Below are 14,419 nucleotides of genomic sequence, written 5' to 3' on the forward strand. Positions count from 1 at the left end.
TCACCGCCGCACTTCGGCGACCTCGACGGTACGGCGCTCGCGGAGCGACAGGTCGGCGGCCTCGGCCACGTACAGCGCCTCCAATGCGTCCTCGATCGTGCAGAGGCTCTTCTCGCTGGTCAGGAAGCCGTCGATCTCGTCGCGGTAGGCGGTCTCGAAGCGGGTGACGAAATCGGGCCAGGGATCCCGCGGGCTCGGCGTGCCCTCGGCCGAGTGCAGCGGGGCGCGCGGGCTCAGGCCGACGGCCTGGGTGCGCCGAGTGCCGGCCAGCTCCATGCGCACGTCGTAGCCGCCGCCGTTGTAGCGGGAGCCCTGCAGGGTGACCAGCGTGCCGTCGTCCAGGGTGAGCAGCGCGGCGCTGTTGTCCACGTCGCCCGCCTCGGCGAAGAACGCGGCGCCGCGGTTGGCGCCGGTCGCGTACACGGAGACCACCTCGCGGCCGGTCACCCAGCGCAGGATGTCGAAGTCGTGGATGTGGCAGTCGCGGAAGACGCCGCCGGAGGTGGCGATGTACGCGGCGGGCGGCGGCGCGGGATCGGCGGTGACGAGGTGGACCCGGTGCAGCTCCCCCAGCTCGCCGGCGCGCAGCGCGGCCGCCGCCGCCGCGTAACCGGGGTCGAACCTGCGCTGGAACCCGATCTGCACCCGGTTGCCCGCGCTGGCCTCCAGCACCTTGACGGTCTCGTCCACGGTGCCCGCGACCGGCTTCTCGCAGAAGACCGGGATGCCCTTCTCGCACGCCTTGACGATGAGCTCGGCGTGGGTGCCGGTCGGGGTCGCGATGACCACGGCGTCCGACTCGAACGGGTCCCCCGGCCTGCCGTACGGCGACGTACGCACGGGATCGGCCACGATCAGCTCGTCCACCAGCGGATGCGTGGCCAGGGTCGCGGCGTGAAAGGCTCCGATCCGGCCCAGACCCAGCAGTCCCACACGCATGACGGCTCCAATCTCGATCGGGCTTTCTTTCTAAGCGAGCCCTTCTACCTCAGTCAACATTTTGTCCTGACATTCTTACTTTCAAGCCTCGTACGGCGTCCAGCGCCTTGTGCGCCGGCAGCCGCGCGAACCCCACCACCACGGCCGCCGGCCCCGCCGACTCGCGCATCGGCCCCACGGGCTCGGTGGACAGGCCCAGCTCCTGCGCGACGCGCACGCTCTCCAGCTCGTCCCAGCCGGCCGGCAGCTCCAGGTAGACGTGCAGGCCCGCGTCGATGCCCTTGACCCGCACGTCCGGCAGCTCCTGGGCCAGCGCCCGGACCAGGGCGTCCCTGCGGCGGCGGTATTCGCGGCGCATCCTGCGCAGGTGCCTGTCGTAGCCGCCGGTACGCATGAAGTGCGCCAGCGCGTACTGCTCGACGACCGGCGAGCCCAGGTCCAGCTCGCCCCGCGCCCGGCGGACGGCCTCCGCCAGGTCGGGGGGCGCCGCCACCCAGCCGAGCCGCAGCCCCGGCGCCAGGGCCTTGCTGACGCTGCCCGACAGGATCACCCGGTCGGGGGCCAGGCCCTGGAGGCAGCCGACGGGGTCGCGGTCGAAGCGGAACTCGGCGTCGTAGTCGTCCTCCAGGATGACCCGGTCGCCCGCGTACGCCCACTCCATGAGGGCGGCCCGGCGCGGCGGCGAGAGCACCACGCCGGTCGGGTACTGGTGCGCCGGGGTGACCAGGACGGCGTCGCCGCTCAGCTTCCGCACCTGCAGGCCCTCCTCGTCCACGGGCACCGGCACCAGGTGCGCGCCCGCGCGCCGCAGCAGCGGGACCTGGCGGTGGCTCGTCGGGTCCTCGACGGCGAGCCGGATCGGCCGCTGCCGGCTCAGCACGTGCAGCACCAGGCTCAGGCCCTGCGCCACGCCGCCGACGATGACGAGATTCTCGGGCCGCACGTCCGCCGCCCTGACCCGCCGCAGATAGCCTGCCAGCTCTTCTCGCAGCTCAGGCACCCCGCCAGGGTCCCCGTAATCGAAGGCTTCCGAGGGTACGGTGGTCAGGACGTGCCTGACGGCGGCGAGCCAGCGCTCGCGGGGGAAGTGGCTGAGGTCGGGAGAGGTGGGGCGATGACCGTAGTACGGCCCGCACACGGGGGCGCTCGACGCGCGGGGCACCGGCCTGGGCCGGGGAGGCGTCTTCTGCCGCGGGGCGGCCCGGGGCGCGGTCTTGGGGGTGACCTGGGTGCCGACGCCCACCCGCGACACCAGGAAGCCCTCGGCGACGAGCTGCTCGTACGCCTCCACCACCACGCCCCTGGAGACCTGGAGGTCGGTGGCGAGGTCGCGGGTCGCGGGCAGGCGGGTGCCCGGCGTCAGCCGGCCGCCCCTGATCGAGTCGCGCAGCTCGGAGGCGATCTGCCCGGCGATTCCCCCCTTATCGCGATTTATCTGGATATGGAGGTCGGCCATATTGGTCCTGTCTTCCGGCGGGACATTGGACTGTTTACGCGAACCATTGTCTCCCTAGCATCCTTCGCATGAGAAACGGCATCGTGGGTGCGGCCTCGGCCATGTTCCTCGTCGGAACGCTGGCCGGGGTGTCGGGACTGGTGGACGGCTATCCCATATACGGCGGGCAGGCCGTTCGGTATCTCGTGGCGTCGGTCATCCTGCTTGCCATAACGCGGGCGCTCGGCTTGCGGTTCGTCCGCCTCACGCCGCGCGAGCTGCTCTGCCTCGCCGGCCTCACCCTGTTCGGCCTGGTCATCTTCAACGTCTGCGTGATCGAGTCGACCAGCGCCGCCGGGCCGGCCCTGGTCGGGACCGTGCTCGGCACCGTGCCGCTGGCCCTGGCGCTGGCCGGCGGGCGGCCCGCGCCGCGGCTGCTGGCCGGGGCCTGCGTGGTGGTGGCCGGGGCGACGCTGGCCACGGGGCTCGGCAGCGGCAACCTGCCCGGCCTGCTGTGGGCGCTGGGGGCGCTCGTGGGCGAGGTGTGCTTCTCCATGCTGGCCATCCCGCTGCTGCCGCGGCTGGGGGCGATCAGGGTGTCGGCCTACTCGACGGCGCTGGCCGTGCCGCTGCTGGCCGTGATCGGGCTGGCACACGAGGGCGCCGCGATGTTCCGGCCGCCGACGTGGGCGGAGGCGCTCGGGTTCGCGTACCTGGCGACCGTGGTCACCGTGGTGGCGTTCTTCCTCTGGTACAGCTCGCTGCCCAAGCTGGGCCCCGGCCGGGCCGGGCTCTTCGCGGGGATCATCCCGGTGGGCGCGATCGTGACGGGGGCGGTGCTCGGCGTGGCGATGCCGACCGCGTACGACCTGCTGGGCGCGGGCCTGGTGATCGCCGGCATCCTGGTCGGCCTGACCGCCGGACGGTCGCGGGCGGTCACCGAAGTGGGATCTCCCGGAGGCGCGTAATCTCTTGGGGGACCGAAAGGATGGACATGGGCGAGTTCGACTACACCGACCTGCTGCCGCTGGGAGCCGATGAGACCGAGTATCGGCTGATCACATCGGAGGGGGTGCGGAAGGTCGAGGCGGCCGGGCGTACGTTCCTCGAGGTCGAGCCGGAGGCCCTGCGGCTGCTGACCGAGACGGCCATCCACGACATCTCCCACTTCCTGCGGGCCTCGCACCTCGCCCAGCTCCGGAAGATCGTCGACGACCCCGAGTCGAGCGGCAACGACCGCTTCGTGGCGCTCGACCTGCTCAAGAACGCCTCCATCTCCGCCGGGGGCGTCCTGCCCATGTGCCAGGACACCGGCACCGCGATCGTCATGGGCAAGCGCGGGCGTCACGTGCTGACCGACGGGCTCGACTCCGAGCACATCTCCCGGGGCGTGTACGACGCGTACACCAAGCTCAACCTGCGTTACTCGCAGATGGCCCCCCTGAACATGTGGGACGAGAAGAACACCGGCAACAACCTCCCCGCCCAGATCGAGCTGTACGCCGAGGACCCGCACGGCCACCCGGACGAGTACAAGCTGCTGTTCATGGCCAAGGGCGGCGGCTCGGCCAACAAGTCGTTCCTGTACCAGGAGACCAAGGCCGTGCTCAACGAGAAGCGCATGATGGCCTTCCTGGAGGAGAAGATCCGCTCGCTCGGCACCGCGGCCTGCCCGCCGTACCACCTGGCCGTCGTGGTGGGCGGCACCTCCGCCGAGTACGCGCTGAAGACCGCCAAGTACGCCAGCGCCCGCTACCTCGACTCGATCCCCACGGAGGGGTCGGCGTCCGGGCACGGGTTCCGCGACCTGGAGATGGAGGCCAAGGTCTTCGAGCTGACGCAGAAGCTGGGGATCGGGGCGCAGTTCGGCGGCAAGTACTTCTGCCACGACGTGCGTGTCATCCGCCTGCCCCGGCACGGGGCCTCCTGCCCGGTGGCCATCGCGGTCTCCTGCTCGGCCGACCGCCAGGCGCTGGCCAAGATCACCCCTGAGGGCGTCTTCCTGGAGAAGCTGGAGACGGACCCGGCGCGGTTCCTCCCGGAGACGACGGACGAGCACCTCTCGGACGACGTCGTCCAGATCAACCTCAACCGTCCCATGCCCGAGATCCTCGCCGAGCTCACGAAATATCCCGTCAAGACCCGCCTCTCCCTCACCGGCCCCCTCGTGGTCGCCCGCGACATCGCCCACGCCAAGATCGCGGAGCTGCTGGACAACGGCGGCGAGATGCCCCAGTACCTGAAGGACCACGCCGTCTACTACGCCGGGCCGGCCAAGACCCCTGAGGGGTACGCGTCGGGCTCGTTCGGGCCGACGACCGCCGGGCGGATGGACTCGTACGTGGAGCGCTTCCAGGCGGCCGGCGGCTCCATGGTCATGCTGGCCAAGGGCAACCGGTCGAAGCAGGTCACCGAGGCCTGCCAGAAGCACGGCGGGTTCTACCTCGGCTCCATCGGCGGGCCCGCGGCGCGGCTGGCGCAGGACTGCATCAAGAAGGTCGAGGTGCTGGAGTATCCCGAGCTGGGGATGGAGGCGGTGTGGAAGATCGAGGTCGCGGACTTCCCGGCGTTCATCGTGGTGGACGACAAGGGCGACGACTTCTTCACCGACCGCACCGGCCCCGTGCTGACGATCGGCCGCCGCTGACCGCCTGATCCCCGTGAGGCCCCACCCACCGGCACGGCCGACCGCCGGTGGGGCGGGGCACGGCGGCTCGGGCGGCGGACGGGAACGGACCAGGCGCGGGAGTCGCGGCCCGGAGGCGGTGCGTTGGGGGTGGCGGCGCGGGCTTCTCCTCGGAAGTGCCGGCTCAGGCGGCCACCGGGGCCCGGTGCGGCGCCACGACGGTGCCGTCGGGCAGCAGCAGACCGGTGTCCTCGAACAGCACGACGCCGTTGCAGAGCAGGCTCCAGCCCTGGTCGGGGTGGGCCGCGATCACGTGCGAGGCTTCACGGTCGGGTGAATCGGCACTCGGGCAAGCGGGGTAGTGACTGCACATCTCGCACCTCTCAGATGGCGCTCCTGATTCATGGCTTTCAAAAGGGCAACGTGCGCCCCGACGGCGTGCGAAGGTCCAGAGCGGTCCCGCTCGGTTTCTTCGGCCGGGTGCGAACCTGGGTCTGGCGCATCTTCATCACGTCCTTCAACGGCCTGTCGTTAGTGGTGGAACCTTGGTGTTCGCCCTCATTCTGACGCCGGGCACCGACACTTTGCGGGCCTGTGGGAGAACTCCCTCTCTCATGGCTGTACCATGCCCCCGCCCCCTTACGGGACCCTTACAAGTCGCTGACGGGGCCCCTCAGTTCCTGTCCGTCAGCCTGCCGTACACCTGAAAGTCCCCTGCCTTGCATCATGCACATTTAACGGGGCCGGGAGTGTGCCGCACGACACACCTCACCGCCGAGCTGCGCAAACGCGTTCAGGAAAGCCGGTACGGCAGGCCCGTGCGGACCGTGGGTAAGGCCGTGCGCGCGGCGGGACCAATCTGACTCCCTCGACATTGCCAAGAGACGGCAGCGCCTCCCCGGGAGCGCGGCCGACTACCCTCGGTATCGGAACGTCCGCCCGGACTGCGCCGAGAAACTGCGGGGCCTCATCAACTGGGCCGATGTGGCCAGGAGGTTTGCTGACGTCACGAGTCAGGCGGGTTGACTTAAGTTCGCAACAATTTATCGGCCGCGCCTCTACTGGTCGGTTTACACAAATAGGTAAGCTGCCAGGCATGCGTGCGCCCTCCGGTTACCTACTCGCCGCGCGCTACCGGCTTGTGGAGCCGGTCGGACGCGGCGGCATGGGCACCGTTTGGCGGGCACATGACGAGTTGCTCGACCGCGACGTGGCGGTCAAGGAAGTTCGCCTGCCCAACGTGCTCGACGAGGAGCTGCGCGCCGAGCTGTGCGCGCGCACCGAGCGCGAGGGGCGGGCGACCGCGATGGTCGCGCACCCCTCGGTCATCACCGTCTTCGACGTGGTCACCGAGGACGACCGGCCGTGGATCGTGATGGAGCTGCTGCGGGCCAAGTCCCTGGAACAGCTCATCCAGGAGCAGGGACCGCTCCACCCGCGCCGGGCCGCCGAGATCGGCCGGCAGATCCTCGGGGCGCTGCGCGCCGTCCACGCCAAGGGGATCCTCCACCGCGACGTCAAGCCGAGCAACGTGCTGGTGACCGAGGACCGCGCGGTGCTCACCGACTTCGGTCTGGCCGCGCTGGAAGGTGACGTTTCCATCACCCAGGCGGGCATCGTCCTGGGCTCCGCGGGATACATCGCTCCAGAGCGGGTGCTGGGCTCGAAGGCCAGCCCGGCGGGCGATCTGTGGTCGCTCGGCGCGACCCTCTACACCGCCGTCGAGGGCAGGGGCCTGCACGGGCGCCGTACGGCCGCCGCCGCGCTCGCGGCGCTGACCAGTGGCGAGCCGATCCCGATGACCAAGGCCGGGCCGCTGGCCCCCGTGCTTGACGCGCTGCTCAGGATCGACCCCGCGACCAGGCTCGACTCCGTACGGGCCTCGCTCATGCTGGCCAGGGTCGCCGCCGGGGGCTCGGCCGAGGAGCCGCTGGCGCCGCGCAAGCCCGTACGTTCCGGGCCGACGATCAACTCGTCGTCTTTCACACGCAGGCCCGCGCATCGCGGGCTCCACAGGGCCGACGTCTCCACGACAGCGCTGTCTGTCCCGGTGCCCAGGCAAGAGCGCAAACCCGGTGAGGGCGTGCACAGGAAGCGCGGCGAAGCGCGGCCGGCGCCGTCCGCTTATGCCCGTTTCAAAGCGACGGTGATAAAGTTGTGCCTTCCTCGGCGGTTCTGGCCAAGAGAACTTCGCAAGCGAGGGTAAAGCACTTCCCAAGCGAGAATCGATATCTTCTTCTCATGCCGGAACAGCAGACACGCCTGCTCGCGGAGCGCTACGAGCTCATAGCCCCGCTCGGCCGGGGCACGATGGGCACGGTGTGGCGCGCCCGCGACCGCGCGCTCGGGCGTGAGGTGGCGGTCAAGGAAATCCGCCAGGACCCGGGACTCACCGAGGAACAGCGGGCCGAGCTGCGCGAACGCATGGTCCGCGAGGGCCGCATCGCCGCGCGGATCAACCATCCCTCGGTGGCGTCCATCCACGACGTCCTGATCCAGGACGACAGCCCGTGGATCATCATGGAGCTCATCGAGGCCCGGTCGCTGGAGCAGGTGATCGACGAGGAGGGGCCGCTGCCGCCGCGGCTCGTGGCGGAGATCGGCGTGGACCTGCTCGGGGCGCTGCGCGCCGCGCACGCCCAGGGGATCACCCACCGCGACGTCAAGCCGGGCAACGTGCTCATCACGGAGAGCGGGCGCGTGGTGCTCACCGACTTCGGCATCGCCAAGGCCGAGGGCGACTCGCGGCTGACGAAGACGGGCATGGTGATCGGCTCCCCCGGCTACACGGCCCCGGAACGTGCCAGGGGCGAGTACACCGGTCCCGAGTCGGACATCTGGTCGCTCGGGGCGACGCTCTACTTCGCCGTCGAGGGGCGCCCGGCGTACGAGCGGGCCACGATCGCGGAGACGCTGGCGGCGCTGCTCACCGAGAGCGCCGACCCGCCCACGCAGGCGGGCCAGCTGCGGCCCGTGCTGAACGGGCTGCTGAACAAGGACTACCGGCAGCGCCTCAACGCTGCCAAGGCGGAGACCCTGCTGCGCATGGTCGCCGACACCCCCACGAGCGAAATGCCGGCGATCACGGCTGAGGCTCTCATGGCGCAGGAGGCCGCTTTGCCCGACCCGTTCGCCGCCCGGAAGAATCCGGCCCAGACGAACCCGGCCCAGAAGAATCCGGCCCAGAAGAATCCGGCCCAGCAGCGTCCGGCGCAGCAGAACCCGGCGCAGAAGGCCCCGGTCCCCCAGGCCGGGCCCGCGGGCCCCGCGCCGTACGGGCCGGGAGGCGCGGGCGCTCCCGGCGGCCAGGCGCCCTGGACCCCGGGCCCCGCCGGACAGGGCCCCGCCAAACAGGGCCCCATCGGGCAGGGCCCCGCCAAACAGGGTCCCGCCGGACAGGGCCCCATCGGGCAGGGTCCCGCCGGGCAGGGCCAGGGTCCGGGCGCGCAGGCGCCCAGGGGGCCCGTCGGCGCGCCGGGCGGTCCGGTGCCAGGAAACCCGGGCCGGGGGCCGGCGTCGGGGCCGCACGGGCCGATGACGAGCCCGGGCACGCCCACCGTGCCGCGCAACGCCGCGCCTCAGCGCCAGCCGCAGTCCGGCCCCCAAGGATCCCCTGACCAGGGGTTCGACCCCGAGCGGACGGTCAGCGTCCAGCGCCCCAAGGGCCCGTTCCCGCCGGCTCCGGAGCAGGCCAGGCCGCCGCAGGGGCCCGGCGACGAGGGCGCGGTCGTCACCACGCGCATCCAGCTCCCGCCCGCCCCCGGCCAGCAGGTCTACCCGCCCACCACGCCGCCCGCGGGCCGGCAGCCCGCCCCCCAGCAACCGGGCCCCCAGCAGCCGGGCCCCCAGCAGCAGCCGCCCGCGCCGGGGGGCCAGCAGGTCCCGCAGCAGGGCAAGGGCCTGGGGACCGACCTGTTCGCCATCGCCGGGCAGCCGGAGCAGCCCTCGGGCAACCGCAACGGCATGCTGGTGCTCATGGCGGTGGCCGCCGCGGCCGCCGTGGTGATCGCCGTACTCATCGTCGCGCTGTTCTCCAGCTGACCCGCGCCGCGGCCGTGCGGCGGTCGTGGGTCAGACTGGAAGTCATGAGCGAGTTCAGAATCGAGCATGACTCGATGGGCGAGGTACGCGTGCCCTCAGGAGCCAGGTGGCGCGCGCAGACCCAGCGGGCAGTGGAGAATTTCCCGGTTTCCGGACGCCCCCTTGAGCCGTCCCACATAGCCGCGCTCGGCCTGATCAAGGCGGTGGCCGCCGAGGTGAACGGCGAGCTGGGCGTGATCGACAAGGACCTGGCCGAGGCCGTCGCCCAGGCGGCGGCCGACGTCGCCGAGAACGAGCACGACGCCCACTTCCCGATCGACGTCTTCCAGACCGGCTCCGGCACCTCGTCCAACATGAACGCCAACGAGGTGATCGCGACGCTGGCCGAGGAGCGCCTCGGCCGTCCCGTGCACCCGAACGACCACGTGAACGCCTCCCAGTCGTCCAACGACGTCTTCCCCACCTCGATCCACGTGGCGGCGGCGACGGAGGTCACCTTCCACCTGCTGCCCTCGCTCAGGCATCTGGCGGCGGTGCTGCGGGAGAAGGCGATCGAGTTCGACGGGGTGGTGAAGTCGGGGCGCACCCATCTGATGGACGCGACCCCGGTGACGCTCGGTCAGGAGTTCGGCGGGTACGCCACCCAGGTCGAGAACGGCGCCCTGCGCGTCGCGACGGCTCTTGAGCGCGTGCTCGAACTGCCCCTGGGCGGCACGGCCGTGGGCACGGGCATCAACACCCCGCCGGGCTTCGCCCAGGCGGCCATCGCCAAGCTCGTCGAGGCCACCGGCATCCCGTTCGTCGAGGCCAGTGACCACTTCGAGGCCCAGGGCGCGCAGGACTCGATCGTCGAGCTGTCGGGCCAGCTGAAGGTGGTGGCCGTCTCCCTCACCAAGATCGCCAACGATCTCCGCTGGATGGGCTCGGGCCCGCGGGCCGGGCTGGCCGAGATCAACCTGCCCGATCTGCAGCCCGGCTCGTCCATCATGCCCGGCAAGGTCAACCCGGTGATCCCCGAGGCCACGGCCATGGTCGCGGCCCAGGTCATCGGCAACGACACGGCGATCACGTTCGCCGGCGCGTCCGGCAACTTCGAGCTGAACGTGCAGCTGCCGGTCATCGCGCGCAACATCCTGGAGTCGATCAGGCTGCTGGCGAACGTGTCGCGGCTGCTCGCCGACCGCTGCGTCGCCGGCATCACGGCGAACGCCGAGCGCCTGCGCGAGTACGCCGAGTCGTCCCCGTCGATCGTCACCCCGCTCAACAGGTACGTCGGCTACGAGGAGGCCGCGAAGATCGCCAAGCAGGCCCTGGCCGAGCGCAAGACCATCCGCGAGGTGGTCATCGAGCGCGGCCACGTGGCCGACGGCACCCTGACCGAGGACCAGCTCGACGCCGCGCTCGACGTGTTGTCGATGACCCGGCCTCAGTGACCGGCTGACGCCTGCGCCTGCGTGGCGTGCGCCCACAGGGTGAGCAGGGACAGCGCGGCGCCGGAGTCGACCGCCTCCGCGGCCCGCTTGTAGGCCATGCCGAGGGCGGGCGTGAGGTCGGGCGCGGGCGGCGTGCCCTCGGCGGCCACCACGGCGGCGGCCGCGTTGAGCAGCACGACGTCCCGCACCGGGCCCCGCTCGCCCGCGAGCACGGCCCGCGCCACGGCCGCGTTGTGCCGGGCGTCGCCGCCGCGCAGGTCGTCCTGGCGCGCCCGCGGGATCGACAGGTCGGCCGGGTCGAAGGCGGTGGGCGTGACCGTGCCCCGGCGTACGACCCAGATCGTGGAGGGGCCCGTGGTGGTGAGCTCGTCGAGCCCGTCGTCGCCCCTGAAGACCAGCGAGGAGCAGCCCCGCTGGGCCAGCACGCCCGCGATGACCGGCGCCATCCCCTGGTGAAAGACGCCGACCGCCTGCGCGGGCGGCAGGGCCGGGTTGGTGAGCGGGCCCAGGAAGTTGAAGACCGTGGGCACGCCCAGCTCGCGGCGCGGCCCGGCGGTGCGTCTCAGCCCGGAGTTGAACGCGGGCGCGAAGCAGAACGTGATGCCGACCTCGTCCGCGACCCTGACCACCGCGGCCGGCGGCAGGTCGATGACCACGCCCAGCTCCTCCAGCACGTCCGCCGCGCCCGCCAGCGAGGAGGCGGCCCGGCCGCCGTGCTTGACGACCTTGACGCCCGCGGCGGCGGCGACGATGGCGGCCATGGTGGAGATGTTCACGGTGTGGGCGCGGTCGCCGCCGGTACCGACCAGGTCCACGGGGTCGCCGGAGACCCTGATCGCGGCCGATTTCAGGAGCATGCCGTCGGCGAGCCCCGACACCTCGGCCACGTTCTCGCCCTTGGCCCGGAGCGCGACCGCGAACGCGGCGATCTGGGCGTCCGTGGCCGACTCGCCGATGATCTGCTCCATGGCCCACTTGGCCTGGAGCGAGGTGAGGGACCTGCCGTCGAGCAGCGTGGTGAGCAGTGCTGGCCAGGTGGTGGTCATGGTGAGCGCCCCTTTCGTCAGTGCTCGACGGGGGCGCGTACGACATGCGAGCGGCCGCCTCGTCGAGGCGGCCGGTGCGTATGCGCTGGGAGGTCCGCCTAGGAGGCGGGCCACCACTGGTACGAATACGCGTGCATGCGTTCAAGATAGCAGACCTCGTGATCCACATAGGGCCACACCGATCTATGTCGTCGGCACCCATGCGTCGCGGAGCGGCGAGCGCCTAGGGTTCGGGGTATGGCGAAGGAGCTGACGGGGCGGACCGCGCTTGTGACGGGGGCGGGGGGCGGCATCGGGGCGGCCTGCGCCCGGCGCCTGGCCGCCGAGGGGGCGAAAGTACTGGTCGTCGACCTGCGGGCCGAGCCCGCCGAGAAGGTCGCCGCCGAGATCGGCGGGGTGGCGGTGGTGGCCGATCTGGCCGATCCCGGGTTCGTGGCGGCGCTGCCTGACGAGCCCGTCGACATCGTGGTGAACAACGCCGGGTTCCAGCACGTCTCGCCGATCGAGGACTTCCCGCCCGAGGTGTTCTCGGCGATGCTGCGGGTGATGGTCGAGGCGCCGTTCCTGATCGCGCGGCAGGTGCTGCCCGGCATGTACGCCAGGGGCTGGGGCCGGTTCGTGAACATCTCGTCCGTGCACGGGCTGCGGGCCTCGCCGTTCAAGTCGGCGTACACGACGGCCAAGCACGGGCTGGAGGGCTTCTCCAAGGTCGTCGCGCTCGAAGGGGCGCCACACGGGGTCACCTCGACCTGCGTCTGCCCCGCCTACGTACGGACGGGGCTGGTGGAGGCGCAGATCGCCGACCAGGCTAGAGTGCACGGCATCGAGCCGGACGAGGTCGTCGGGAACATCATGCTGCAGCCCGCCGCGATCAAGCGGCTGATCGAGCCCGAGGAGGTGGCCGAGCTGGTCGCCTACCTCTGCGGCCCCGCCGGGTCGTTCATCACCGGCGTCTCCCTCCCGATGGACGGCGGCTGGACGGCGCACTAAGTGAGTAAAGAGTTCCTGGAGTTGCTGGCCAGAGAGGCTTCGGCGGTCGAGTTCGAAGGGCCGATCATCGAGGCCAGGGCGCGGGGCGCCGACCCGGCCACGATCGAGGAGCTGGAGCAGGCCAAGGTCGAGGCGCTCAAGGTGCGTGACCTGCTCAAGCGGCGCGCCAGGCGCGAGGCCGAGCTGTCGGCCCTCTACGACACGGCCGGCGACCTGGCCGCGCTGCGCGACCTCGACGCCGTGCTGGAGGCCATCGTGCACCGGGCCAGGCAGCTGCTGGCCACCGACGTCGCGTACATGACGCTGCACGATCCCGAGCAGGGCGACACGTACATGCGGGTCACCGACGGGTCGATCTCGGCCAAGTTCAGGGCGTTGCGGCTGGCCATGGGGGCGGGGCTGGGCGGGCTGGTCGCGCAGACGGCCACCCCGTACTCGACGGCCGACTACTTCGCCGACGCCAGGTTCCGGCACAAGCACCACATCGACGAGGCCGTCAAGGAGGAGGGCCTGGTCGCGATCCTGGGCGTGCCGCTGCGGCTGGGGCAGCGGGTGATCGGCGTGCTGATGGCGGCCAACCGCAGCGCGCGGCCGTTCCACCAGGAGGAGGTGTCGCTGCTGGCCAGCCTGGCCGCGCACGCCGCCGTCGCGATCGACAACGCCAGGCTGCTGCAGGAGACCAGGAACGCGCTGGAGGAGCTCTCCCAGGCCCACAGGACCGCCAGGGCGCACGGGGAGGCCGTGGAGCGGGCCGCGCTGGCGCACGACAGGATGACCTCGCTGGTGCTGCGCGGCGGCGGGATCGAGGACGTGGCGGCCGTGGTGACCGACGTGCTCGGCGGCTCGCTGGCGGTGCTCGACGACCTGGGGCGGTCGCTCGCGGGTGACGTGGGGGAGCTCGACGCCGGGGTGTTCGAGTCGGCGCAGGCGTCCAGGGCGCTGGGGCGTACCGTGCGGCGGGGCGACCTGCTGATCGCGTCGGTTGACGTCGGCGGGGAGCCGCTGTGCACGCTGATCCTGCGCAGCGACGACGCCGACGAGCGCATCCTGGAGCGGGCGGCGCTGGTGTGCGCGCTGCTGCTGCTGTTCCGCCGGAGCGTGGCCGAGGCCGAGGGCCGGGTCAGGGGCGAGCTGCTCGACGACCTGATCTCCCGGCCCGGCTCCCCCGGCCTGGCCGACCGGGCGCGGCGGCTGGGCGTCGATCTCTCGGCGCCGCACGTCGTGGTCGTGGTGCGGCACGAGGGCCAGCGGGAACGGGCCGCGTTCTGGGCCTCGTCGCAGGCCACGCTGCGGCACGGGCTCGCGGCCGGCCGGGCGGGCGAGGTGGTGCTGCTGCTGCCGGGGGACAACGCGGGCGGCATCGCGCAGCGCGTCGCCGCCGAGCTGAGCGCGTCGCTGCAGGTGCCCGCCACGGCGGGCGCGTCGAAGGTCTGCCTCCCGGGCGCGGCGGCCCGGCCGCCGGGCGGCGGCGCGCCCGGGGCGGGTGACGTGGCGACGTCCTACCAGGAGGCGCGCAGGTGCGCCGAGGCGCTGATCGCGCTCGGACGGGCGGGTGACGGCGCGAGCGCGGCCGAGCTGGGGTTCGTCGGGCTGCTCGTGGGCGACGGCCGCGACGTGCACGGCTTCGTCGGACGGGTGCTCGGCGCCGTGATCGACTACGACGCCCGCAGGGGCACCGCGCTGGCCGACACGCTGGCCGCCTACTTCGGCTCGGGCGGCTCGCCCTCCCGTACGGCCGAGGCCATGCACATCCACGTCAACACCGTCACGCAGCGGCTCGACCGGATCGGCAAGCTGCTCGGCGACGGCTGGCTGGAGCCGGAACGCGCGCTCGAGATCCAGCTCGCGCTCCGCCTGCACCGGCTCGGCCACACATCCACCCCATAGACTGTGGGCCCCGGCCCCATAT

At 71.9% G+C, this 14,419-nt stretch carries 11 protein-coding genes; 7 read left to right on the forward strand and 4 right to left on the reverse strand.

Annotation, left to right across the window (positions count from 1 at the left end; all coding sequences use genetic code 11):
- Together HD596_RS07375 and pdxR are read right to left on the reverse strand one after the other, a co-directional pair.
- The gene (locus HD596_RS07375; RefSeq protein ID WP_185068554.1) at window positions 1–939 is read right to left on the reverse strand and encodes a Gfo/Idh/MocA family protein; all 939 of its coding nucleotides are present in this window, start codon (window positions 937–939) and stop codon (window positions 1–3) included.
- Between the two features lie 49 nt (window positions 940–988).
- Window positions 989–2,395: a MocR-like pyridoxine biosynthesis transcription factor PdxR gene (gene pdxR / locus HD596_RS07380; protein ID WP_185068555.1), complete on the reverse strand. Its 1,407-nt coding sequence runs from the start codon at window positions 2,393–2,395 to the stop codon at window positions 989–991.
- Window positions 2,396–2,463: 68 nt separating this feature from the next.
- On the opposite strand from pdxR, the gene HD596_RS07385 reads away from it, so the two are divergent.
- Window positions 2,464–3,342: a DMT family transporter gene (locus HD596_RS07385; RefSeq protein WP_185068556.1), complete on the forward strand. Its 879-nt coding sequence runs from the start codon at window positions 2,464–2,466 to the stop codon at window positions 3,340–3,342.
- 26 nt (window positions 3,343–3,368) lie between these two features.
- Entirely contained in the window at window positions 3,369–5,021 is a 1,653-nt protein-coding gene (locus tag HD596_RS07390; RefSeq protein WP_185068557.1) for a fumarate hydratase, read from the forward strand.
- Between the two features lie 163 nt (window positions 5,022–5,184).
- Here the strand turns inward: HD596_RS07390 and HD596_RS07395 are convergent, their stop codons facing one another.
- Window positions 5,185–5,373 (reverse strand): DUF5999 family protein, encoded by a 189-nt coding sequence (locus HD596_RS07395; RefSeq protein WP_185068558.1) that lies wholly within the window; start codon window positions 5,371–5,373, stop codon window positions 5,185–5,187.
- A 723-nt stretch (window positions 5,374–6,096) separates the two neighbouring features.
- On the opposite strand from HD596_RS07395, the gene HD596_RS07400 reads away from it, so the two are divergent.
- From HD596_RS07400 to HD596_RS07410, 3 genes are read left to right on the forward strand one after another with little or no spacing between them, the layout of a single operon-like run.
- Window positions 6,097–7,206 (forward strand): serine/threonine-protein kinase, encoded by a 1,110-nt coding sequence (locus HD596_RS07400; protein ID WP_185068559.1) that lies wholly within the window; start codon window positions 6,097–6,099, stop codon window positions 7,204–7,206.
- 35 nt (window positions 7,207–7,241) lie between these two features.
- Window positions 7,242–9,041, forward strand: a complete 1,800-nt coding sequence (locus HD596_RS63580; protein ID WP_185068560.1) for a serine/threonine-protein kinase — start codon at window positions 7,242–7,244, stop codon at window positions 9,039–9,041.
- A gap of 44 nt (window positions 9,042–9,085) precedes the next feature.
- Entirely contained in the window at window positions 9,086–10,474 is a 1,389-nt protein-coding gene (locus HD596_RS07410; protein ID WP_185068561.1) for a class II fumarate hydratase, read from the forward strand.
- Here the strand turns inward: HD596_RS07410 and trpD are convergent.
- Complete coding sequence (gene trpD, locus HD596_RS07415; protein WP_185068562.1) at window positions 10,468–11,520, reverse strand: anthranilate phosphoribosyltransferase; 1,053 nt, start codon at window positions 11,518–11,520, stop codon at window positions 10,468–10,470. The two genes, HD596_RS07410 and trpD, sit on opposite strands and share 7 nt — an antisense overlap.
- Before the next feature lie 237 nt (window positions 11,521–11,757).
- Between trpD and HD596_RS07420 the strand changes: the two genes are divergently transcribed.
- Complete coding sequence (locus HD596_RS07420) at window positions 11,758–12,510, forward strand: 3-hydroxybutyrate dehydrogenase (RefSeq protein WP_185068563.1); 753 nt, start codon at window positions 11,758–11,760, stop codon at window positions 12,508–12,510.
- Window positions 12,511–14,397 carry a helix-turn-helix domain-containing protein gene (locus tag HD596_RS07425; RefSeq protein WP_185068564.1) on the forward strand — a complete coding sequence of 629 codons (1,887 nt, stop codon included), beginning with the start codon at window positions 12,511–12,513 and terminating at the stop codon, window positions 14,395–14,397.
- Window positions 14,398–14,419: the final 22 nt, after the last annotated feature.

The sequence above is a fragment of the Nonomuraea jabiensis genome, from assembly GCF_014204795.1.
Classification (GTDB): domain Bacteria; phylum Actinomycetota; class Actinomycetes; order Streptosporangiales; family Streptosporangiaceae; genus Nonomuraea; species Nonomuraea jabiensis.

Bases quoted from the DNA above. Each gene is read 5' to 3' on its own strand.
- HD596_RS07375 (WP_185068554.1), bottom strand. From the start codon at position 939: ATGCGTGTGGGACTGCTGGGTCTGGGCCGGATCGGAGCCTTTCACGCC.
- pdxR (WP_185068555.1), bottom strand. From the start codon at position 2,395: ATGGCCGACCTCCATATCCAGATAAATCGCGATAAGGGGGGAATCGCC.
- HD596_RS07385 (WP_185068556.1), top strand. From the start codon at position 2,464: ATGAGAAACGGCATCGTGGGTGCGGCCTCGGCCATGTTCCTCGTCGGA.
- HD596_RS07390 (WP_185068557.1), top strand. From the start codon at position 3,369: ATGGGCGAGTTCGACTACACCGACCTGCTGCCGCTGGGAGCCGATGAG.
- HD596_RS07395 (WP_185068558.1), bottom strand. From the start codon at position 5,373: ATGTGCAGTCACTACCCCGCTTGCCCGAGTGCCGATTCACCCGACCGT.
- HD596_RS07400 (WP_185068559.1), top strand. From the start codon at position 6,097: ATGCGTGCGCCCTCCGGTTACCTACTCGCCGCGCGCTACCGGCTTGTG.
- HD596_RS63580 (WP_185068560.1), top strand. From the start codon at position 7,242: ATGCCGGAACAGCAGACACGCCTGCTCGCGGAGCGCTACGAGCTCATA.
- HD596_RS07410 (WP_185068561.1), top strand. From the start codon at position 9,086: ATGAGCGAGTTCAGAATCGAGCATGACTCGATGGGCGAGGTACGCGTG.
- trpD (WP_185068562.1), bottom strand. From the start codon at position 11,520: ATGACCACCACCTGGCCAGCACTGCTCACCACGCTGCTCGACGGCAGG.
- HD596_RS07420 (WP_185068563.1), top strand. From the start codon at position 11,758: ATGGCGAAGGAGCTGACGGGGCGGACCGCGCTTGTGACGGGGGCGGGG.